21 protein-coding genes, 1 other RNA gene and 1 riboswitch are annotated in these 20,188 nt (G+C 53.6%); of the genes, 8 read left to right on the top strand and 14 right to left on the bottom strand.

Annotated features, from left to right (window positions below; all coding sequences use genetic code 11):
* Positions 1 to 30 precede the first annotated feature (30 nt).
* Positions 31 to 1,491, bottom strand: a complete 1,461-nt coding sequence (locus GOV45_RS14730) for a PLP-dependent aminotransferase family protein (RefSeq protein ID WP_170479144.1) — start codon at positions 1,489 to 1,491, stop codon at positions 31 to 33.
* 137 nt (positions 1,492 to 1,628) lie between these two features.
* Between GOV45_RS14730 and GOV45_RS14725 the strand changes: the two genes are divergently transcribed.
* Complete coding sequence (locus GOV45_RS14725) at positions 1,629 to 1,937, top strand: ArsR/SmtB family transcription factor (protein ID WP_170479142.1); 309 nt, start codon at positions 1,629 to 1,631, stop codon at positions 1,935 to 1,937.
* A complete protein-coding gene (locus GOV45_RS14720) occupies positions 1,930 to 2,961 on the top strand; it encodes a permease (RefSeq protein ID WP_170479140.1) in 1,032 nt (343 codons plus the stop codon). Before GOV45_RS14725 ends, GOV45_RS14720 begins: the two co-directional genes overlap by 8 nt.
* 38 nt (positions 2,962 to 2,999) lie before the next feature.
* On the opposite strand, the gene GOV45_RS14715 is transcribed toward GOV45_RS14720, so the two are convergent.
* The gene (locus GOV45_RS14715) at positions 3,000 to 3,389 is read right to left on the bottom strand and encodes a hypothetical protein (RefSeq protein ID WP_170479138.1); all 390 of its coding nucleotides are present in this window, start codon (positions 3,387 to 3,389) and stop codon (positions 3,000 to 3,002) included.
* 52 nt (positions 3,390 to 3,441) lie between these two features.
* A complete protein-coding gene (locus GOV45_RS14710; RefSeq protein ID WP_170479136.1) occupies positions 3,442 to 4,203 on the bottom strand; it encodes a DUF1013 domain-containing protein in 762 nt (253 codons plus the stop codon).
* A 130-nt stretch (positions 4,204 to 4,333) separates the two neighbouring features.
* Between GOV45_RS14710 and GOV45_RS14705 the strand changes: the two genes are divergently transcribed.
* Entirely contained in the window at positions 4,334 to 4,963 is a 630-nt protein-coding gene (locus GOV45_RS14705; RefSeq protein WP_170479134.1) for a ribonuclease T2 family protein, read from the top strand.
* Here the strand turns inward: GOV45_RS14705 and GOV45_RS14700 are convergent.
* The 6 genes from GOV45_RS14700 to GOV45_RS14675 all read right to left on the bottom strand — a co-directional run bounded on the left by GOV45_RS14700 (position 4,960) and on the right by GOV45_RS14675 (position 9,975).
* Entirely contained in the window at positions 4,960 to 5,448 is a 489-nt protein-coding gene (locus tag GOV45_RS14700) for a hypothetical protein (RefSeq protein ID WP_170479132.1), read from the bottom strand. The genes GOV45_RS14705 and GOV45_RS14700 overlap by 4 nt on opposite strands.
* Positions 5,449 to 5,508: 60 nt before the next feature.
* On the bottom strand, positions 5,509 to 5,904 hold the full coding sequence (locus GOV45_RS14695; protein ID WP_170479672.1) for a DUF805 domain-containing protein: 396 nt from the start codon (positions 5,902 to 5,904) through the stop codon (positions 5,509 to 5,511).
* 234 nt (positions 5,905 to 6,138) lie between these two features.
* Positions 6,139 to 6,732 carry a recombination mediator RecR gene (recR, locus tag GOV45_RS14690; protein WP_170479130.1) on the bottom strand — a complete coding sequence of 198 codons (594 nt, stop codon included), beginning with the start codon at positions 6,730 to 6,732 and terminating at the stop codon, positions 6,139 to 6,141.
* Positions 6,733 to 6,787: 55 nt separating this feature from the next.
* Positions 6,788 to 7,132 (bottom strand): YbaB/EbfC family nucleoid-associated protein, encoded by a 345-nt coding sequence (locus GOV45_RS14685; RefSeq protein WP_170479128.1) that lies wholly within the window; start codon positions 7,130 to 7,132, stop codon positions 6,788 to 6,790.
* A 140-nt stretch (positions 7,133 to 7,272) separates the two neighbouring features.
* Positions 7,273 to 8,142: a TauD/TfdA dioxygenase family protein gene (locus GOV45_RS14680; RefSeq protein WP_170479126.1), complete on the bottom strand. Its 870-nt coding sequence runs from the start codon at positions 8,140 to 8,142 to the stop codon at positions 7,273 to 7,275.
* A 75-nt stretch (positions 8,143 to 8,217) separates the two neighbouring features.
* Positions 8,218 to 9,975, bottom strand: a complete 1,758-nt coding sequence (locus GOV45_RS14675) for a DNA polymerase III subunit gamma/tau (RefSeq protein ID WP_170479124.1) — start codon at positions 9,973 to 9,975, stop codon at positions 8,218 to 8,220.
* Positions 9,976 to 10,145: 170 nt separating this feature from the next.
* Between GOV45_RS14675 and GOV45_RS14670 the strand changes: the two genes are divergently transcribed.
* Entirely contained in the window at positions 10,146 to 10,649 is a 504-nt protein-coding gene (locus GOV45_RS14670) for a protein-tyrosine phosphatase family protein (RefSeq protein WP_170479122.1), read from the top strand.
* A 2-nt stretch (positions 10,650 to 10,651) separates the two neighbouring features.
* On the opposite strand, the gene GOV45_RS14665 is transcribed toward GOV45_RS14670, so the two are convergent.
* The 4 genes from GOV45_RS14665 to GOV45_RS14650 form a co-directional block, all read right to left on the bottom strand.
* Positions 10,652 to 11,059 carry a hypothetical protein gene (locus tag GOV45_RS14665; protein ID WP_170479120.1) on the bottom strand — a complete coding sequence of 136 codons (408 nt, stop codon included), beginning with the start codon at positions 11,057 to 11,059 and terminating at the stop codon, positions 10,652 to 10,654.
* Positions 11,060 to 11,149: 90 nt separating this feature from the next.
* A riboswitch (cobalamin riboswitch) is annotated at positions 11,150 to 11,369 on the bottom strand.
* A gap of 242 nt (positions 11,370 to 11,611) precedes the next feature.
* The gene (gene rsgA / locus GOV45_RS14660) at positions 11,612 to 12,640 is read right to left on the bottom strand and encodes a ribosome small subunit-dependent GTPase A (protein ID WP_170479118.1); all 1,029 of its coding nucleotides are present in this window, start codon (positions 12,638 to 12,640) and stop codon (positions 11,612 to 11,614) included.
* Between the two features lie 176 nt (positions 12,641 to 12,816).
* Positions 12,817 to 12,915: signal recognition particle sRNA small type (gene ffs / locus GOV45_RS14655), an RNA gene on the bottom strand.
* Between the two features lie 39 nt (positions 12,916 to 12,954).
* Complete coding sequence (locus GOV45_RS14650) at positions 12,955 to 14,841, bottom strand: bifunctional 2',3'-cyclic-nucleotide 2'-phosphodiesterase/3'-nucleotidase (protein ID WP_254448014.1); 1,887 nt, start codon at positions 14,839 to 14,841, stop codon at positions 12,955 to 12,957.
* 177 nt (positions 14,842 to 15,018) lie between these two features.
* On the opposite strand from GOV45_RS14650, the gene nudC reads away from it, so the two are divergent.
* Both nudC and GOV45_RS14640 read left to right on the top strand, forming a co-directional pair.
* Positions 15,019 to 16,002, top strand: coding sequence for an NAD(+) diphosphatase (gene nudC, locus GOV45_RS14645; protein WP_170479116.1), 984 nt, complete (start codon positions 15,019 to 15,021; stop codon positions 16,000 to 16,002).
* A 38-nt stretch (positions 16,003 to 16,040) separates the two neighbouring features.
* Positions 16,041 to 16,508 (top strand): SRPBCC family protein, encoded by a 468-nt coding sequence (locus GOV45_RS14640; protein ID WP_170479114.1) that lies wholly within the window; start codon positions 16,041 to 16,043, stop codon positions 16,506 to 16,508.
* A gap of 139 nt (positions 16,509 to 16,647) precedes the next feature.
* Here the strand turns inward: GOV45_RS14640 and GOV45_RS14635 are convergent, their stop codons facing one another.
* Positions 16,648 to 17,481 carry a prephenate dehydratase gene (locus GOV45_RS14635; RefSeq protein ID WP_170479113.1) on the bottom strand — a complete coding sequence of 278 codons (834 nt, stop codon included), beginning with the start codon at positions 17,479 to 17,481 and terminating at the stop codon, positions 16,648 to 16,650.
* A 119-nt stretch (positions 17,482 to 17,600) separates the two neighbouring features.
* On the opposite strand from GOV45_RS14635, the gene GOV45_RS14630 reads away from it, so the two are divergent.
* Both GOV45_RS14630 and GOV45_RS14625 read left to right on the top strand, forming a co-directional pair.
* Complete coding sequence (locus GOV45_RS14630) at positions 17,601 to 18,110, top strand: c-type cytochrome (protein ID WP_170479668.1); 510 nt, start codon at positions 17,601 to 17,603, stop codon at positions 18,108 to 18,110.
* 173 nt (positions 18,111 to 18,283) lie between these two features.
* Positions 18,284 to 20,188, top strand: a complete 1,905-nt coding sequence (locus tag GOV45_RS14625) for an extracellular solute-binding protein (RefSeq protein WP_170479111.1) — start codon at positions 18,284 to 18,286, stop codon at positions 20,186 to 20,188.

Below are 20,188 nucleotides of genomic sequence, written 5' to 3'. Positions count from 1 at the left end.
AAACACAAGCCCGGGTAGGTCCAGTTTTGTTCAATACTGGCGAATGGTGTCGGCGATCTGGTGGATTCCGGCACGTATTCGTTCAGGTGCTATCGACGAGTACCCAAGCCGATAATAGTTCGTCGGTCGATTAGGGCCGGAAAAGAACAACTCTCCAGGTTCGATGTGGACAGATTTTTCCTGAAGGGTTTTGGCCAATTGCGTGGTATCTATGCCCTCGGGGGCTTGCATCCAAATGGAGGATCCGCCGAACACGCCACGCCCTGCGACGTTCAATCCATGTTCGGCGATAGCCTCTTCAATCGCTTCACGGCGTTGCTGTAACGCTTTGGACATCCTCCGTATCTGGGCATCGTAGTGACCCAGCGACAGAAAATACGCGGCGGTTCGCTGAATATGCCCCGGTGGATGCCTTAGGACTAACGATCGCAGAGCCCGTGCTTCACGAATGAAAGCTTCGGAACCGACCATGTATCCAAGTCTCAATCCAGGAAACAGTGACTTCGAAAAGCTGCCTACGTATATCACACGCCCTTCCCGGTCGATAGATTTCAATGCCGGAGACGGCGCGCCCAAAAATGCCATTTCAAACTCGTAATCATCTTCTACTATGACGGCATCCAATTCGCGCGCCCGTGCCAGCAAAGCGTTGCGCCTGTCGATTGGCATAGTCGCGGTGGTTGGGCACTGATGGCTTGGTGTGGTGAAGATGACGTCGGTATCCTCGGGGATCGCATCGGGCGGCAAACCTCGCTGATCCACACTTATCGGCGCCAATTCACATTCGGCATGGTTCAAGAGATCGCGAAGGGCGTAATAACATGGATCCTCGATAGCTGCTTTGCTATTGCGGTTCAAAAGAACGCGTGAAGCGAGCCACAACGCATTCTGCGCGCCAAGTGTGATTAAAATTTCCTCTGGTCGTGCCGAAATCCCGCGTCGTGGCAATGTGTGCCGGGCAATAAATTCGACCAGCAGCGGGTCGTCCCGGTCGACATAATCTCCGGTGAGTGAGTCAAAGTCCTTGTGCCCTAGTGCACGTACGGCGCACAATCGCCAATTGGCGTGATCGAACAGAGTTCTGTCGGCTTGACCGTAGATGAATGGATAAAGATATTCCTGCCAGTTACTGGGTTTCTGCAGGAAATCCCCCTCTGAAAATCGACGTGCAAGGGCGGCGTTCCAGTTAACAGTTTCAGCGCCGCGTTGAACAGGCGTGTATTGCGGAGGTACAGGCGCATTCTGTGACACGTAGTACCCCGAGCGGTCTTTTGCTGTCAGATAATCATTGGCCAGTAATTCTGTGTAGGCCAACGTCACTGTGATCCGACTGACACCCAGATGAGACGCCAGATTTCGCGATGAGGGTAGTTTTTCGCCCACATGGAATCGACCTGACAAAATGCCTTCGGCAATCATTTGTTGAATTCGGGCTTGCAACGTGCCCTGCCCGTTCGGTTCTAGAAAAAATGTGTCGACTGAGATGGCCATTACCAAGTTATAAGCTGGACTTAACCAGGGGGCAATCTGGACATAAGTTAGCGCGAGCTTTGTCTATTAATTTTTTGGTTGACCTATGCTTCTGAAAAGTTCATATAACTAGTAAATTAGTTTTATGGAGATAATATATGTGGGAAGCGGCAGCAGCTGGGTTTTCTGCAATGGGTTCAGAAGCCCGGCTAAAGGTTCTGAAAACGCTGGTTCGTGCCGGGGAATCAGGGTTGACAGTCGGTGAAATCCAAAACCGGACTGATATTGCGCCTTCGACCCTTGCACATCACCTGCGGTTTCTGTCCGCGGGCGGTGTTGTCGAGCAAGAAAAAATAGGGCGGAGTACTATAAATCGCGCCAATTTCGACGAACTTAGAAAACTGGCACAATTTATCCTGAGCGAATGTTGTGCGGACGAAATCGGGAAGGCTGCAAACGATGGCTGAATTGACTCAAAATCCAAAGATGGCACCAAAAGCCATCCTTGAGATGATAAAAACGCCATGGGCGTTGATCGTTGCGCTTTTGATGGCAGTCGCCGTACTTGACCCAGATAACTGGGTCGACGTGGTCACGTTTGCCGCCAAGGCGCTGGCCCATACGGGCCAATACATTTTGTTTGCCGTTTTGCTCTTGTCTTACCTAAAGGCCACCGGGGCCGAGGTTATGGTTGCGCGCGCTTTTGAAGGGCGCGAGACCCGGATGATCCTGCTGGCTGCATTGTTCGGTGGGTTGGCTCCGTTTTGTTCTTGCGAAGTAATCCCCTTCATCGCCGGCCTTCTAGCGCTTGGGGCACCGCTCTCGGCCGTGATGGCGTTTTGGCTCAGCTCTCCGCTGATAGATCCGCCGACATTATTAATCACGGCTGGTGCATTGGGTTGGCCTTTCGCAATCGGAAAGGCAATTGCAGCGGTGGCGCTTGGCTTGTTCGGCGGCTTTACCGTTCGGTTCCTGATGCGCAATGGCGCATTTGCCCAACCACTGCGTGAATACAAACCAGCAGGTTGCTGCGGTTGCGGACCCAAGCAGGATGATAGGCCGGTTTGGCGTTTCTGGCAGCAGCCCGAGCGCCGCGCCCGATTCCGTTCCGAGTTTGTGCACAACGGCGTATTTCTGCTGAAATGGTTGGCATTGGCCTATGTACTCGAGGCGTTGCTTGTCAGCTATGTGCCAGCAGACCTAATCGCGCGTGTTGTAGGTGGAGAAGGCGTCGTGCCCATCGTGATCGCAGCACTGGTTGGAATGCCTGCATATCTGAACTCGTACGTCGCACCGCCGCTACTGGCCGGGCTGATGGAACAAGGCATGAGCGCAGGCGCAGCGATGTCCTTCATGGTCGCTGGTGCCGTTAGCTCGATACCAGCAATGGCGGCTGTTTGGTCGCTCGTCAGACCACGGGTATTCGCAACCTATCTCGGCTTAGGCGTTTCCGGCGCGATCGTAACAGGTATTTTGTTCCAAACGTTGTAAAAGAAAACCGCCCGCTGACTTTAGCGGGCGGTTTGCCGTTAGCTTGCCTCGCAAAGCTGTGGCAATTTCAAACGATAGCGCGCCTCGCCACTTTTCACGAAGACACGTTTTTCCACACAAGCACTTGTCCCGACAGATTGCGAGATAAGCCCGTCTGTTGATGTGATCGAAGTCGCGGAACCGTCTGGCAAACGAACCGATGCGATTACCCCGTTTTTCAAATCGCCATTGATAGGGGTTGCGGACAGAACCGCGACCGTCAGGAATGAGTCGTGCTCGTGTTCGCCATCGTCACCGAGTACAAACAGACTGGTGACCAGCGCGATCATGATCAAACCGCCCAGAATGGCCAGACCCTTTGTCTTGAGAAATACATAGATTGATACTGCGCGGTGTGGTCCAAAAATAGCGGACAGTGCATTCAGCATGGTGTTTCCCGGGAACAAGCGCCCCGACTATGCTGCGTCGGGGCTACTAAGATCATTGGCGCAAGTCGTCTTCATCTTCTTCTTCGCCACTTCCTTTTGGAAGGTTGAAGAAGCTGTCCGCGTCCACGATGGGTTCCTCTTCTTCCTTGCTTTCTGGCTCTTCAGACAGCGAAAAGGTCTCCAAACCTTCGATCGCGGTTGGTATCTTGGGCGCATTTTCCATTTCGAGCGACTGTTCAGTTGAAACCAGTTTGCGCCGCTCATCGTCGCTCATTACACCGCCTTCGGCTGCCTTCTTGGCGGCGGCCTTTTGAACGATTGCGTCCAGCTCGGACTGCTTACATAGCCCCAGTGCAACGGGATCAATTGGCTGCATATTCGTTATGTTCCAGTGCGTCCGCTCGCGGATCGACTGGATCGTCGGTTTCGTGGTTCCCACGAGCTTGGCGATTTGTCCGTCGCTAAGTTCGGGGTGAAACTTGACCAACCAAAGAATCGAGTTCGGACGATCCTGCCGCTTGGACAATGGCGTATAGCGGGGTCCGCGCCGTTTCTCTTCGCCAGTTGCGGCCGGATTAAACTTGAGTTTCAGTTTATGCAAAGGGTCACTCTGCGCCGCTTCGATCTCATCCTGTGTGAGCTGGTTGTTGGCGATCGGATCGAAACCTTTGACACCTGCTGCAACGTCACCATCGGCGATACCCTGCACCTCTAACTCGTGCATGCCCACGAAATCCGCGATTTGCTTGAAGCTGATCGTGGTATTATCCACCAGCCATACTGCTGTTGCCTTGGCCATCAGGGGTTTTGCCATCAGCCCATCTCCTATACATACATCTATCCCGTCGCCGGAATTCGGCGGCCCCGTGGTCTTGGGGCAGGTTTCCGTTGTCGGGGAACTTGGGCTGTATATAGTCGCCGCAAGGCAAGAAGGGAAGAGGCGAATGCGTTGGTTGGTTCTTTGGGTGTTCAGCGCAATGACCGCGTATGCCGATAGTGAAACAGCGGGTGAGTTTGACTACTACGTACTATCACTCAGCTGGTCACCGAATTGGTGCGCACGCGAAGGCGATGCGCGGGGATCAGACCAATGTGATGTCCGGCACGATTATGGGTGGATTCTGCACGGCCTCTGGCCGCAGTATAATCAAGGTTGGCCTTCTTTCTGCCGTACCACCGAAGCACAACCTTCGCGCCGAATGACCCGTGCGATGTCTGATATACAGGGAAGTTCCGGGCTGGCGTGGCATCAATGGAAAAAACATGGCACGTGCTCGGGCCTTAGTGCGCCTGATTACTTTGCTCTTTCAAGACGGGCCTACGACAGCGTGAAACGTCCCGAGGTGTTTCGAAAACTTGACAAGTCTGTCAGATTGCCCGCCTCGGTTGTTGAAGACGCGTTCGTTGAAGCAAACCCAGATCTGTCGCGGGACATGATCACAATCACTTGCAAGCAGGGTTACATCGAAGAAGTTCGCCTGTGTCTTTCGCGCGCGCTTGAACCAGTGCCTTGCGGACGCGATGTGATCAGAGATTGCTCAGCGGAAGACGCTTTGTTTGATCCGATTCGCTAAAGTTTACGGTTCTGGCAATCCCGCGCGTATTCCAGCGCTTTGGCTGTTCCGTTCAGATCGATGGCCATCACCACCTCACCTAAAGGGTTATAGACGGTCATGGTTTTGTTTTGCGCGATAGCGTTGACAAAATTCCGGTCAGTGAAGAACACAGTCGCACCCGGTACGCGGTCTTGCCTAAAACCTATTGCAGTGGCGTCAAAACTTTTGCCATCCAGCTCGAACCGGATCGGATAGCTTTTACCGGGTTCGATTTCGCCCCACGCCTTATTGTAAACGGTGAAATACCCACGATTGCCCAGAGCATCATAACCCAAACGAACGACCGATAGATCCTGATATACGGTCTGGATCAGACATCCATTGCCCAAGGCTGGATCCATCATGATGTTCCAGCCTTGGACAAAACCTTTGTCTATCAATTCTTGTGAAAAGGCCGCGGTTGCCGTGAAGGCGGCGAAAGTGAGGGCTAGAATGCGGTTCATTGGAACTCCTGGGTCGGTTCTGGCGAAACTTACCGGTTTAAGTTGACCTTTTGTTCATGATTATATCGACGGCGGCCACGAGGGCGCTTCTCCAAACCTGTTTGCCTCAGCGTCGCTGGGTTGAACAAAAAAGTAGATGAGGATGAGAAACCCAATCAAAGGAATCAGGCCAATAAGCAACCACCAGCCTGAACGATCCGTATCATGTAATCGACGTGCGCCGACTGCCAAATTTGGTAGCAGTACCGCAAGGCTCGCCAAAAGTGAGAGCGGCTGCCCGGCGTTTTCGTCGCCCGCCTGAAAGCCTAAAAGAGGGGCTATGACGAATGCGTCCAGTACGCCCAGGATCAGCATGAAAATAAGTAGTGCAAGGAACCACCACCAATATTCCGACCTAGATGCGCGTCCGGAAAATGTCGCGTAGTTGGAAAAAACCTTCTGGACCGCCGACACCATATTTTCCACTGCCTAATCTCCCTAAATTTGTTTCCGGACGGCAACTAATGCAGCTGCCCGTCTGAATGGCCGAACTCAAATTAGCTTTCATTCGTATCTAGTTACAGGTGTGACCCCCTATATCACAGAATCTGGGTTAAGGTCTTTTATTCAAATATCAAAAAGAATCTTGTTTGATCGCGGCAATAGAGACCATCAAAATTGCTGGCCACAATCCTAAAGGGATTAAGTTTTTCAAATTTCTTTTCGCGCTCGCAGAGCGGCGGTAATCGTGCCGTCATCCAGATAATCAAGTTCACCGCCAATTGGCACACCTTGCGCCAATGACGTCAGGCGTACCTGGCCTTCCAACTGATCGGCAATGTAGTGGGCAGTTGTTTGCCCATCGACAGTTGCATTAAGCGCCAGGATGACCTCGCGAATCCCTTCCGCGATGACGCGATCCTTAAGGCGCGGAATCCGCAGCTCGTCTGGGCCGACACCGTCCAATGCAGACAAGGTGCCGCCTAGAACGTGGTAACGGCCCTTAAAAACTCCGGCGCGTTCCATCGCCCAAAGGTCGGCCACATCCTCGACCACGCAAAGTTCTCCGGTTGCTCGGGCCTCACTGTCGCAAATTTCACAGACGTCCGTCGTGCCGACATTGCCGCAGTTTAAACATTCGCGCGCTGTAGCGGCCACCTGTTGCATGGCATCCGAAAGTGGCGTCAGTAAAAGGGCGCGTTTGCGGATCAGGTGCAGAACGGCGCGTCGGGCCGAGCGAGGGCCAAGACCAGGAAGCTTAGCCATCAGGTCGATCAAGTTATCGATATCGCTATTTGAGCTCACGGCCTGTCCTGCACTTCTTTAGAAATGCGCCTCGTTGGGTAGATGGGTTCGGTTATTAAAAGGGCAGTTTGATGTCTTTCGGAAGGCCCATGCTTTCTGTTAACTTGCCCATTTCTTCCTGTGATCGCTGGGCAGCTTTTGATTGGGCGTCCTTGATTGCGGCAAGGATCAGGTCCTCGACCACTTCTTTGTCGTCGCCATTGAAGATCGACGGATCGATATCCAGGCTTTTCAGTTCTCCCTTGGCGGAAGCAGTTGCTTTGACAAGCCCTGCACCTGATTCACCTACGACAATTATGTTATTCAACTCGTCCTGCATTTCAGTCATTTTGGTTTGCAGGTCCTGTGCGGATTTCATCATCTTGGCCATATCGCCCAAGCCGCCGAGTCCTTTGAGCATTGCACTTCTCCAGAAAATTGGTTTCCCGCCTAAATACGAGGGGTGCACGCGTGGTACAAGGGGGGACAGTTACATGCGATGGGCGCCACTATCATTGTCAAGTCCTCACCAACAGCTTCAGAAATATCCCATGGCGCGGCTCAGACGATGCGCACCCTGTCTAACCCATCGTCATCGGTGACGGAACAACATATCGAGCGAAGAGTTCGTGGATAGCTGTAATCCCAGGGGCGCCCTCGGTGGAGTGTAGCGCGCTCGTCCCAAATCAGCACGTCGCCCACATTCCATTTGTGCGAGTAAACGTAATCAGGCTGCGTACAAAAGGCGATCGCCTCGTTCAGTATCTCTTGGCTTTCTTCATGGCCCATACCTTCGATCGCAAAGGCGTGCGATGCGATAAACAAGGCTTCCTCACCGGTTACTGGGTTTGGCCAGACAGCGCGCCACGGTCGATCGGGCCAACGTGTCATGTTCGGTAAAGCGGCAAGATCGGTCGATATCTTGGAGCGAGAGTGTGACAGGCGGTGCCAGATGACAGCATCCTGTAGAACGGATTTCAAATGCTCGGGCATCTCAGACCATGCGGCGCGAGTCGATGCAATTTCGGTTTCCCCGCCAGAGGGTGGAACGACATGAGCCGTCAGAATGTTGATAAGGGCAGGCACCGGTAAAAAAGTGCTGTCGGTATGCCACAACATGTTGGCCTGCAAATCCAGCAATCTGAGATCATCCTTCGCCCGTACGCCAGACTTGGTTTGATTTGTAAGCTCGGGAACGTGAAACGAAACGTCGCGCCCGGCAGCCATTGCTTCGCGGTTTTCCAGCGGACCAAACAGCTCTCCCAATCGAATATGATCGTCATCGGTCAGGGATTGCGCCGGAAACAATAGTGCGGAATTCGTTTCGAAAGCTCTTCGGATTTCAGGATAAAGATTGCCCTTGTCAACTTCCCTGAGGTCGACGTCATGGATAGTGAGTCCGAATTTAGGGTGCAGCGGGGTCGAGTGCATTAGGTTCCTCCGTCACATGCCTAACCACAGCATGAGCGACACGTTGTGGGGCTTTCCGCTTTGATCGAGCCAAAGTTAGTCTTCTTCGAACGGGTCCCATTCGTCTTCCACCTCTGGCAGAGCTTCGGTCTCGACTTGGGCTGCCTTTTGTTCTGGTGTTTCAATATTGGTGATCCGAGCCTTTGGGAAATGCGCCAGAACCGCTTGAACCATCGGGTGTTGCTCTGCCTGATTACGCAAGGCTAAGTCAGCAATGTCGCGAAGTTCCGCAATTGTAGGGGCCTCTCCCTCCGATACGATTGAGACGGCCCATCGATTTCCAGTCCAGCGCTGCAAAGCCGAACCCAGCCGGGCAGCCAAGTCAGAGGGTGCTTTATCGGCCGGTGTGAACTCGATCCGACCAGGCTGGTATGAAACAAGGCGTATGCCGTTTTCGACTTCGACCAGTAACTTTACGTCGCGGTTAGAACGGATCAGTTCGACAACATGGTCGAACGTCGGATACCGCGCCAGCGCGGTTTGAGTGTCTTGGGCCAAAGCAGCCGTCGGTGCGCCGGCGCTTCCACGTGGCGTGGCGGCATATGACGCAGGGGCCGACACATGCGTTGTAGTAACACTTTGGCCGCCATTCGGAATACCGCCGCCCGGGCCGCCGGGTGGCGGCGTCGGCGCATCTTGCAGACGTTTCACCAGCTCTTCCGGGCTGGGAAGATCGGCAACGTGCGTAAGACGAATGATTGCCATTTCCGCAGCCATCATACTGTTTGGCGCTGCGGACACTTCCTCCAACGCTTTAAGCAACATCTGCCACATTCGGGTCAGGACGCGCATAGGCAGCGTTGAGGCCATATCTTGACCGCGTGCCCGCTCATCCGGGGAAACAGTTGGGTCCTCCGCCGCGTCTGGTGTGATTTTCACAACAGAAACCCAATGTGTTATTTCGGCTAAATCACGCAGTACCGCCAATGGATCTGCGCCCTCAGCATACTGTGCGCTCAATTCCGTTAACGCACCTGCGGCGTCGCCCCGCAAGATCATATCCATCAGGTCCAACACGCGACCCCTGTCAGCCAAGCCCAGCATGGCACGAACCTGGTCTGCGGTGGTTTCGCCGGCACCGTGCGAAATTGCCTGATCCAGCAAAGAGGTTGCATCGCGGGCTGATCCTTCGGCTGCGCGGGTAATCAGCGCCAGTGCGTCATCTGCGATTTTAGTGTCTTCCGCCGCCGCGATCCGGCGGAGAAGTGCGATCATATCCTCGGGCTCGATCCGGCGTAGGTCAAACCGTTGGCATCGCGACAGGACGGTCACCGGGACCTTTCGGATTTCCGTCGTGGCAAAGATGAATTTCACATGCTCGGGCGGTTCTTCCAGAGTCTTGAGCAGCGCGTTAAAAGCGCTGGTCGACAGCATGTGAACTTCGTCGATTATATAAATCTTATAGCGCGCGCTCGCTGCGCGGTAACGTACGCTGTCGATGATTTCTCGGATATCGTTCACACCCGTGCGGCTGGCGGCATCCATCTCCATAACGTCAACATGGCGGCCTTCCATTATCGCTATGCAATGTTCGCATTGACCGCATGGTTCAGTCGTTGGTCCGCCTTCGCCGTCAGGGCCGATACAGTTCATGCCCTTGGCTATTATTCTGGCCGTTGTCGTCTTACCGGTGCCTCGAATACCGGTCATGATAAAAGCCTGCGCGATCCTGTCTGCTGCAAACGCGTTCTTTAGCGTCCGAACCATAGCGTCCTGCCCCACCAGATCGGCAAAGGTTTCGGGACGATATTTTCGGGCGAGAACCTGATAGGCGGGGCTGGGCGTGTCGGTCATGTCTGCTTTCGCGGATTCGTATTCAGACCGCAGCGTAGAGGCCCCTGTCGTCCGCGTCCACAGCGGGTAAGCAGGATTTTGTTTTGGAAACTGCGCTGGCAGAGTTAAAATCACCGAGTCTGATGTCACGCGTAAGACTTACTGGGTAACGTTTCGGGGGGAACGGCAAGATGTCTCAAATGGTGATTCATGCGTTGCAAGTGGGCGGTGGCACACTTGCGCTAACCTCAATGCCTGGGCGGAATGGTGATTATTCCGGTGATCTTGAGATGATTTCCGGCTGGCGTCCGGGTCTTGTGATCTCGATGGCGACCGAAGTTGAGATGATCATGGACGGCGCCCGCGACTTTGGACGTGACGTGCAAGGCCGCGCCAGCCGTTGGGTTCACCTTCCTGTCGAGGATTTTGGGGCACCATCGGCGGAAATCCGCAAACGCTGGGGTGTTACCAGCGCATCAGCGCGGCAAGCGCTCTCAGGCGGTGGTCGCGTCTTGGTTCATTGCCGCGGCGGGTGCGGTCGTTCGGGAATGGTCGTACTCCGATTAATGGTCGAATGCGGCGAAAACCCCGATACGGCGCTGACACGCTTGCGGGCCCTTCGTCCTGGTGCTGTCGAGACCGATGACCAAATGCATTGGGCGACAGCGCCGGCTGTCGTTTTCGCGGCGCAATAGCCCTAAAGGATCGCACAGAAATCTGGTTCAGCCACATCTATTTCAGATATCGTTAGCGCCTGGAGCATGGCGCATGGGGGATTGTATGTCGCACTAGATGGCAGGATACCAAAATCTGTCCCAAACATTAGCTCGGCAAAGGTATCTAACAGATCCATTTGGGCGTCAGTTTCCACTCCGCAATAAAGGCGCACTTCGTCCACCCGTGCTCGAAACTTTGCGGTGCATCCGTTTTTGCAATACGCCAGTTCAACGCTGCCTTCGATTTCGATATCGCGCGTTGCACTCCGTCCCGAGGCTAAGATGGATTTAGCCAGCTCACGGCCCGTGCGTGCCATCGCAGGGCACGAGGTGCCCGTGCGATGGCAAATCGTGGCCGTAAATTGATGTGTTTTCGTGTTCCAGATCATGATGTGCCCTCCGCACATTGGACGATGGGCTTTGTTCGGGAAGACCCGCGTATCACGGTCTGACCCCAACCGGACGCCCCGCCCGAGTTTCGGTTTCAATTTTTGATGGCAGGTCTCCTGACTTGCGGGTCGTCGCTTTGCCGACCTTCCCAGCCTGTAGGCCAGTGGTATCTCGGCATCGCTTTCCGCTTACAGTTGCGGGGGCAGTCTCGGACTTGAACCATTCCGGTATCCCGGGAAGGTCGCACCGTGTTCCCTTTTAATCCCGTCCTCAATCGAGGGCAGGGAAACCATCAGCCAACGGCTAATGGCCAAACCACACCCAAGTCAAGCTTGCTGTATTCTCGAGTGTGAGCTTAAGGCTCAAACTCAGGGAGAAAAACGCAAGGTAAATCCAAACATAGGGTTTTATCGGTTCACTCAGTTGGAACCTTTAGACTTCGGATTACGATAGATCGAACACCTAGTGGTCGTTGCATATGGAAATGCAGCTGTTTGTCCCCGGATGATACCGGCATGAATATTGGGCGCCGGTTGCGCGGCGCCCAAATTTTAAATCCGCTTTTGTGCCTTCTTGTCCAGCATAACGGACCTTACCATTTTGCCGAATGCCTTGTCTCGAGCGCGGGCTTGCGCGACGGTTTCTGAATTGTGCAATTCCTCACGTCGCAACTTGCGCCAACGATCAAGCCGTGCGGCATCCAATTCTCCCGCGGTGATAGCTGCCTGAATGGCGCAACCGGGTTCTGACAAATGTTGGCAATCAGAAAATCGGCACGCTCTCGCGAGGTCGATAACCTCCGAAAACACTTCATCTACACCCTCTTCGGCATTGAGCAACCGCAATGCCCGCATTCCAGGTGTATCGATAAGCCATCCGCCGTTTCGCATCTTGATAAGGGCGCGCGAGGTCGTTGTGTGCCGTCCTCGCGCATCATCTTCGCGGATACCAGCCGTTGTGTTGGACTGACCGGTCATCCCGTTTGCCAGCGTCGTCTTTCCAACGCCCGAGGACCCGACCAGAGCGCCAGTCTGACCCGTTGGGCACCATGACAGAAGATGTTGGATATCAGCCGCATCCAGCGCATTTACACTCAAGACAGTTATGAATGGAGCCAGGCTTTCAGCACGCGAACTATAGTCTACTACGTCCTCGCAGGTATCGGCCTTGGTTAAGACAATCACAGGATAACATCCCGCCTGATGTGCCAGCGCCAGATATCGTTCGAGCCGAGGCAAGTTGAAATCAGCGTTGCAAGAGCTGACGATGAACAAGACGTCGACATTTGCTGCAATTAACTGCGACTCGGCACTTGTACCAGCCGCACGTCTTTGAAGCAGGCTGCGACGTTCCAATAAAAGCTGAATGCGACCATGTTCATCGGCCAGTACCCAGTCGCCGACAGCAAAATCTCCGGTCGACTGATTTGGGGTCGTTAAAGGCACCTCGCCCTCAGGCGATAGGGCTTTAAGGCGATCTCGATGAACCGCTGAAATGCGATATGGATTCAGTGAGGCATCAACCGCGTGTTGTGCGGCAAAATGAGAGGACCATCCAAGGTCCGAAAGTGAAAAAACCATTGTTCTGCCTGTTTTCAGGTCAAAAGGCCTGGGGATGGCGAACGCGCATCCTCAGGTCGTGTGTTCAGGCAATGATCAGTTTGTGTGTTCTCAGAAACCATCAGCCCGAAGGGTCATTGCTACAATCATAAAGGCCCTCCTGCCGCTGAAAGAATTTACGCGCGATACACGTTCGAGAGTGAGAGGTTGGACATCGACCCAAGCGGGGCTCGTTGTGGCTGCTTCCTTCCGGACCTGACCAGGTTGGCGAGGCGCTCGCCCGCGCCAACCTCTCACCGTGTGATATAAGTGTCAGGACATAAAATGGCAACCCATCACAGCGTGAGTTGGATTTGCATAAAGCCTTCGTCATCAAGTCCCAAATCAATCGGTCGGTACTCTGCAAGTTCATCAATGTAATTCCGCGCATTAGGCCCGGTTTTGAGGATTGCAGTTCTGCTGCCCATAGGGGCAAAAGAGAACGGTTTTACTGTTTCAGCCAACAGGGTTGGCTGCAAATTCCCGGCCAGATAATCACGCAGTGCATCCTGAATGCGAAGCGATGGCAAAGAAATCAGTCGCGGGTTTTTCGCAACTGGAAAGTCGCCACCACCATTTGCCCGATAGTTGTTTAAAACGACGACAAAAATCTGATCCTCCGTGATTGGCGTGCCATTGAAGCTTGCGTCGAGAATGCGTGAATTAGCAGCGTCTACCAGGCTACCGTCACAGTGAAAACGGGCATGTTTTGAGAGGTCGATTTGCCAGGTCGCTCCGTAAAGGATGTCAAAGTTATGACCCGTCCAATGTGGATTAGTCAAAAGATGGGGGCCGTCTTTTGATAGCTGACTGAACAAGCCTGCAGACATTTCAAGCCAGTCCAGAATCTGTGTACCGTTTGCAAGGACGGCGCGAAGTTCGTTTGGAAAAACGTGAATGTCCGCAACATGGCGCATCGAAATTTCACCGGCAGGCACATCGGTGTAGTATCGCGGTCCTGCCCTGCCACCGAATTTGGCTGGTGCGACCGCTGAGAGTACCGGAATATCCGCAAATTGCGTGTTGGCTAGAAACGGCTTCACAGCTGCGGCCTGTGCCTCGGCCAAAAGACTCAGGCTCCTGTCGGACCCACAATAAGAGAAATAGCTGTGCAGGGGTTTCGTAATTCGTCCAACCGGCTCGGCAGACTGTGCCCTGGTCTCTACATGGCCGGCCGCGAAAAAAGCCGAGATTTCTGCGTCCTCCGCCACTGTGGATGCATCAACGTCCGATTGGATTGATCTTAGTTCGGCCTGGCTATTTTCGACCCGCCATTTTTTGTTCTGATCCCGTTTCAGGGATAGGTCAATGATCCCCAAATGTGATCCTGCCCATCCGGGCATAACGACGGGTTTGTCGTGTACAAGACCTCTTGCGTGGTCGACGTGTTTTAACCCCGCGTGCCCAGGACCTGGCAGTGTCAGGTGCGTGTGCCCTGCTATGATCGCATCAATGGCGTCTATTTCCGCCAAAGGTATTGCGGCGTTTTCCTGACCGTTTTCAAAAGTATCGGCTCCTAATCCGGTATGGGCCAGGGCCACAACCAAATCGCACCCCAATTGCTTCAAATTTGCGGCAGTGTGATGGGCAGAAGTGACAATATCCTCAACCTCGGCCTTACCTTTAAGTTTGTGGGCTTCCCATTGGAGTGTTTGCGGTGGCAACACTGATAAAACGCCGATGCAAATCGGTTCGTTATTGCCGTTTAAAACAACCGAGCGAGGAAGGATTGCATAAGGATGCCAAGGGCTTTTCAGGGCCTTGTACCGCATATTCGAACACAAAATCGGATACGTGGCCTTTTCAGCGATTTGTTCGAGAAATGCGACTCCGAACCCGAAGTCATGATTGCCCAGGCCTACGGCATCATAACCCAATGCAGCAAACGCCTGTGGTAGTGGATGGGCGTGTTGAATGGTTTGGGCTGCCCACTGACCGTAGGGTGTGCCCTGTAGGGAATCGCCGTTGTCAAACATCAAAACAAGGGCGTCATTCTGAACGGCTTGTTGCCGTGCTTCGCGGATCAAGGTTGCGGTTCGGGTGAGTCCGATCCGTGTGTCCGTGCAATCAGCGTAATAGTCGTAGCCAGTCACGTTCATATGGATATCGGAGGTGGCCAGAATCCGAATCATGGCGCGGTCGTCTTTGCGCTGGCCTAACGGCAGTTTTGGTTTGGTGATCAAGTTATGTGCTTCTTGCGGTCAAAATATTTGTTTGTTCATAATGTTCGGGACGATTGCGACTTCCGCGGCGATTGTGCGGTTTTTCAAACGCGACATTTGCATTTTGCCCGATGAACGCCCGTTGCACCAGAGGGCAAGACGTGGCAGCCCTTGGTTCGGACTTGAGGGAGCAAAATAGTGAAACGCGCGGAACAGGTAACATTCGGCGGTTCGGGTTTGGACCGCGCGGCGCATATTCGAGGTGACGCGAAAATGCTGGCCAAGGTAAAGTCTGGTGGGGCCGCTAAATGTCATTTGATTTGGCGCGGTAAGGTTCTTGTGCAGGGAGAGGGGTTGGATTCACTTGCATCGGTCCCAATGCATCATGACATAATAACAGAGGGGCCTGGCGGCGCGGTTGAACAACCTGTTTTTCTGGGTCTTGGCGATCAAGATGTGCCGCATTTTGCAATGGATATTTCAGGTTGGGACGCAGAAGGGTTGGACATTTCCGGTGTCGGCGCATTTGTAGATGGAAGTGAACAGCAGCATCCAGATTTGCCAACAGGCCATGTTTTTGCTGAGCTGCGTCGAATCATGACAAGGCTGTCACCGCGGGATGCGGAATTGGCCGCCTCGGCAAAGGCGGTCGTGGGGTGGCACGAAACGCATCGCTTCTGCGCCCGTTGTGGCGCGGGCAGCGAAATCTCGCAAGGAGGGTGGCAGCGCAGTTGTCCTGCGTGCGGGGCGCAGCATTTTCCGCGAACCGACCCCGTGGTGATCATGCTGATAACCCATGGAAATTCTGTGCTGATGGGACGGTCGCCCGGATGGCCGGAGGGGATGTATTCTCTGTTGGCCGGATTTGTGGAACCTGGTGAAACGCTAGAGGCCGCCGTCCGTCGTGAAGTGATGGAAGAAGCTGGAGTTCCCGTCGGCGCTGTGCAGTATTTGGCGAGCCAGCCTTGGCCTTTCCCGGCGTCGCTTATGATGGGGTGTTCGGGTCAGGCTCTGTCGCGCGACATTCAAATTGATCCGGTCGAAATTGAAGACGCCATTTGGGTCACCAGAACAGAAATGATGCAGGCTTACGCAGGTGAGCATCCAAAGCTGCTGCCTGCTCGAAAAGGAGCGATTGCACACTTTCTTTTGCAAAACTGGCTGTCAGACACGCTGGATTGACGAAAGCTTGGTTCGTAACAAAGACTAAAAAGGCAAAAATGAAGTTTTCAGCGCAGGAAGACATCGAAGCTCCAATCGATGAGGTATTCGCCTTTGTGTCGGATTTCGATAGATTCGAGCGTTTGGCCGTTCGGCGAGGCGCTGACGTGCGACGAATTTCTGCGCAACACTCTGCAATCGTTGGAGCCAAATGGGAGACCGTAGTCAAAGTGCGAAGCAAACCTCGCCAGATCATGGTTGAAATGACTGAATTTGATCGGCCTTCTGCGATAAAATTTAGGGCCAACAGCAAAGGAATGAAGGGTGAAACTTCGATCGAGCTTCTAGCACTTTCCAAGGGTCGCACACGCTTGAAAATCTCAATGTCGCTGGCGGCCAAGACCCTTACGGCGCGTTTGTTGTTGCAATCCCTTAAACTTGGGCAGTCACGTGTTCGGCGCCAGTTTCAATCGCGACTGAGTGACTTCGCCCGCGATGCGGAGGAACGTTACCGTCACAGCATGTAGCCCGTCCACAGGTGGGTTTGGGTGCTCAGTGTTTAGGTGGCGCTGATCGTTAAATCGTTCTTCAAGGAGTTTCGTTCGGCTGTAAGACAGTACTGGTGCAGCGCTTAGCGGGGGTCCGAGATTCGTTGGTATAAAAGTTCTAGCCTCTTGGCCGGGCCGCAGGGTACACGCCCAAAATTTCGACATTCGTTGTGAAGTGTTCAAGTTCGTCGAGGGCAAGTTGTACATTTCGGTCTTCTGGGTGGCCGACAATATCCGCGTAGAATTGCGTCGCGGTGAAAGATCCATCGATCATGTAACTTTCCAGCTTTGTCATGTTAACGCCGTTGGTGGCGAAACCGCCCATAGCCTTGTATAAAGCCGCGGGGATATTGCGCACCTGGAAAACGAAACTCGTGATCATTTCATGTTCGCCGCGTCGCGTCGTGTCGGCTTGCGGTGACATAACAAGAAAACGGGTGGTGTTGTCGCCGCGGTCTTCAACGTGCCGGGCCAAAACATTCAGACCATAAATCTTACCAGCCAATTCGCTGGCCAGGGCGGCCGAATGCTTGTCACCCAGTTCGGCGATCTCGCGGGCGGCGCGCGCATTGTCAGGGCTGACCCGGCCACGAATACCGTGTTCTTTAAGGAAACCTTCGCATTGTGGAAGCAACACTAAGTGGGAGTGAGCTTCGGTAATATCTTCTAACTTCGCGCCGGGCACTCCCAAAAGGTTGATATGAACCCTAACAAAGGCTTCTTCGATAATATGCAGCCCACTATGAGGAAGCAGTCGGTGAATGTCGGCAACACGGCCATAAGTGGAATTCTCCACCGGCAGCATCGCCAAATCCGCCTCGCCGGAACGGACCGATTCGATAACATCTTCAAAAGTTCGGCAGGGTAAAGCATCCATTTCTGGCCTTGCATTGCGGCAGGCTTCGTGGCTGTAAGCGCCGGGTTCCCCTTGAAAAGCGATGCGTTTGGTCATTTGATCGATTCCGTGCAACAAGTTCCCACATTGGGCGTTTCGTCGCGGTGTCTATACCTTGCCTCTTGCGAGGGGAAGCCTTAGACACCCCGAAGACAGCTGAAATGGACTCGCGATCAATGTTCGACACGATGACAGTTACCAAGGCCGCAGCCGGCCTGTTCGGAACCTTCCTTGCGCTTCTTCTGGCCAAATGGGGCGGAGATATCCTGTATCATGTGGGTGGCCACAGCGCGGAGGCTGCTTACGTGATTGAGACGGAAAGCGCCGGTGAAAGTGCTGATGGTGAAGAGGTTGTGTTCGAAGAGCTTTTAGCAGCTGCAGACCCGGAGAAAGGTGCCCGTGTGTTCCGCAAATGCACGGCTTGTCACAAGCTGGAAGACGGCGCAAATGGCACAGGTCCATACCTGTACGCTATCGTTGACCGGCCGGTTGCGTCGGCCAAGGGCTTTACCGGATATTCGGCGGCCATGCAGGCACATGGCGGCAATTGGACACCCGAAGCGCTTGATGCGTTCCTTGAACGTCCAAGCGGCTATATCTCGGGCACTTCGATGAGCTTTGCCGGCCTGAAAAAGCCGCAAGAACGCGCCGATTTAATTGCATATTTGCAAACCATCGGAAATTGATCCTGCTATCCCATCGCAAAGATTCAAGGCCGCCGCAAACCGCAGCGGCCTTTTTTTGTCTGATGAAATCTTCACAAAGCGTTCACGCAGTCTAAACTTGCAACAGGCAGTGTTGGACTTTTACCTAACATGAACGACATAAAAACCGTGATAGACACCAGAGGATGAGCACTATGATCTCCCTTTCGCCATCAACGCGCGTTTCAAAATTCCGGCCATGGGTGGCGGTTTTGGGTTTGTCTGCAACCGTTCTGTCAGGTGACCCAGCGCTGGCGTCAGAAGACAAGGTTACAAGCAGTCACGGATATTCCTATTTCGGGAATCTGGACTACCCGGCGGATTACACTCATCTGAACTATGTTAACCCAGATGCGCCCAAAGGCGGGGAGTTGTCTTTGGCGGCTTCGGGCACGTTCGATTCGCTCAACCCCTATTCCCGCAAGGGCCGCTCTGGTGCGTTGACGACATTGCAATACGATCGTCTGATCGAAAGTTCTGACGACAGCGTAGGGCAGTACTATGGGGTTCTTGCAGAAAGCCTGGAATATGATGAGGGGCGCAACTACGTCATCTTTCACATGCGCCCGGAGGCAAAATTCTGGGACGGAACACCGGTCACCGCCGAAGATGTTGTTTACAGTCATAAACTGTTTATTGAACAGGGCCTCCCTTCTTACGCGCAGGCTGTTGGTCGGATGGTCACCGGTGCCGAAGCTTTGGACGATCACACCGTCAAGTTCACATTTAACCCAGAAGTTACACGACGAAGCCTGATCGAAACGGTGGGTGCTACTCCTGTTTTCTCGAAAGCTTGGTTCGAAGCTGACGAATCTCGCAGGTTGGACGAACCTCGGCTCGAGGTTGCCGTTGGCTCCGGGCCTTACCAGCTGGATAGTTACGACATTAACCGACGCATCGTTTACAAGCGACGGGACGACTATTGGGGCAATGATGTTCCTTTCAATCGCGGGCGAAACAATTTTGACATTATCCGGGTAGAATACTTCGCGGATCAAACGGCTGCCTTCGAAGGTTTCAAGGCCGGAGAATACACTATGCGCATCGAGAGTGACCCAAAACTTTGGGCCACCGGATATAATTTCCCGAAGCTGAACGAAGGATCAGTGGTTCGAGACGAAATTCCTGACGGCAGCCCACCGACGCCTTCTGGGTTTGTGTTCAATCTTGGTAAACCTCAATTTACCGACAAGAACGTCCGCGAGGCTTTGGCTTTGGCATTTAATTTTGAGTGGACAAACGAGTCTCTTTTGTTTGGGCTGAATTCTCCTCGGAACTCCTTTATCCAAGGTACTCCGCTTGAGGCCACAGGTATTCCGCAAGGGGCCGAATTGGCTTTCCTGGAAGGTCTGGGTGATGTTGTTCCGGCGGATTTCCTAGCAGAAGAAGCAGTAGTCGTTCATGAATCGAACCCGGCGCGCTTGAACGATCGCCGGAACCTGCGCAAGGCGTCTAAAGCATTGGACGAGGCAGGTTGGCCTGTTGGCGAAGGTAATCTGCGTCGCAATGCCGAGGGGCAGACACTAAAAGTCAACATACCATACCCGTCCAACCTCCCGACCTCGACCGCGACGATGATCGAGACCTATGTTCAGAACCTTCAAGCTCTGGGCGTGGATGCCTCGGCAGAAAAAGTCGACCCGGCCCAATACACCTTGCGTAGCCGTGAGCGGGACTACGACATGGTTTACTCAACCCGCTATGGATCGTTTTTGTCCACGGGTGGAGGCCTGAGCCAAATGTATGGATCAGAGGAGGCGGCATTCAGCCTTTTCAATCCGGCTGGTCTGGCAAGCCCATTGGTCGATGCAATTATCGAAGCATCCTTCGAAACCGACAATCAAGCTGATCAAGATGCGGCCCTGATGGCATTGGACCGAGCATTGCGATACGAATTCTTCGTAATCCCAGTGGGGTACATCGCTGACTATTGGACGTCTTATTACGACATGTACGAGTATCCGGAAAACTTGCCCCCTTTCAGCCTTGGGTATCTGGATCTGTGGTGGATCAACCCAGAAAAAGAAGCCGCTCTGAAAGCCAAAGGCGCGCTTCGATAA

The organism is Ruegeria arenilitoris, assembly GCF_013035425.1.
Taxonomy (GTDB): domain Bacteria; phylum Pseudomonadota; class Alphaproteobacteria; order Rhodobacterales; family Rhodobacteraceae; genus Ruegeria; species Ruegeria arenilitoris_A.
The sequence above is the reverse complement of the archived record's forward strand: the minus strand, read 5'-3'. Positions and strand labels throughout refer to the sequence as shown.

Excerpts from the sequence above, each read along its gene's own strand:
- GOV45_RS14730 (WP_170479144.1), bottom strand. The coding sequence starts at position 1,491 with ATGGCCATCTCAGTCGACACATTTTTTCTAGAACCGAACGGGCAGGGC.
- GOV45_RS14725 (WP_170479142.1), top strand. The coding sequence starts at position 1,629 with ATGTGGGAAGCGGCAGCAGCTGGGTTTTCTGCAATGGGTTCAGAAGCC.
- GOV45_RS14720 (WP_170479140.1), top strand. The coding sequence starts at position 1,930 with ATGGCTGAATTGACTCAAAATCCAAAGATGGCACCAAAAGCCATCCTT.
- GOV45_RS14715 (WP_170479138.1), bottom strand. The coding sequence starts at position 3,389 with ATGCTGAATGCACTGTCCGCTATTTTTGGACCACACCGCGCAGTATCA.
- GOV45_RS14710 (WP_170479136.1), bottom strand. The coding sequence starts at position 4,203 with ATGGCAAAACCCCTGATGGCCAAGGCAACAGCAGTATGGCTGGTGGAT.
- GOV45_RS14705 (WP_170479134.1), top strand. The coding sequence starts at position 4,334 with ATGCGTTGGTTGGTTCTTTGGGTGTTCAGCGCAATGACCGCGTATGCC.
- GOV45_RS14700 (WP_170479132.1), bottom strand. The coding sequence starts at position 5,448 with ATGAACCGCATTCTAGCCCTCACTTTCGCCGCCTTCACGGCAACCGCG.
- GOV45_RS14695 (WP_170479672.1), bottom strand. The coding sequence starts at position 5,904 with ATGGTGTCGGCGGTCCAGAAGGTTTTTTCCAACTACGCGACATTTTCC.
- GOV45_RS14685 (WP_170479128.1), bottom strand. The coding sequence starts at position 7,132 with ATGCTCAAAGGACTCGGCGGCTTGGGCGATATGGCCAAGATGATGAAA.
- GOV45_RS14680 (WP_170479126.1), bottom strand. The coding sequence starts at position 8,142 with ATGCACTCGACCCCGCTGCACCCTAAATTCGGACTCACTATCCATGAC.
- GOV45_RS14675 (WP_170479124.1), bottom strand. The coding sequence starts at position 9,975 with ATGACCGACACGCCCAGCCCCGCCTATCAGGTTCTCGCCCGAAAATAT.
- GOV45_RS14670 (WP_170479122.1), top strand. The coding sequence starts at position 10,146 with ATGTCTCAAATGGTGATTCATGCGTTGCAAGTGGGCGGTGGCACACTT.
- GOV45_RS14665 (WP_170479120.1), bottom strand. The coding sequence starts at position 11,059 with ATGATCTGGAACACGAAAACACATCAATTTACGGCCACGATTTGCCAT.
- rsgA (WP_170479118.1), bottom strand. The coding sequence starts at position 12,640 with ATGGTTTTTTCACTTTCGGACCTTGGATGGTCCTCTCATTTTGCCGCA.
- GOV45_RS14640 (WP_170479114.1), top strand. The coding sequence starts at position 16,041 with ATGAAGTTTTCAGCGCAGGAAGACATCGAAGCTCCAATCGATGAGGTA.
- GOV45_RS14635 (WP_170479113.1), bottom strand. The coding sequence starts at position 17,481 with ATGACCAAACGCATCGCTTTTCAAGGGGAACCCGGCGCTTACAGCCAC.
- GOV45_RS14630 (WP_170479668.1), top strand. The coding sequence starts at position 17,601 with ATGTTCGACACGATGACAGTTACCAAGGCCGCAGCCGGCCTGTTCGGA.
- GOV45_RS14625 (WP_170479111.1), top strand. The coding sequence starts at position 18,284 with ATGATCTCCCTTTCGCCATCAACGCGCGTTTCAAAATTCCGGCCATGG.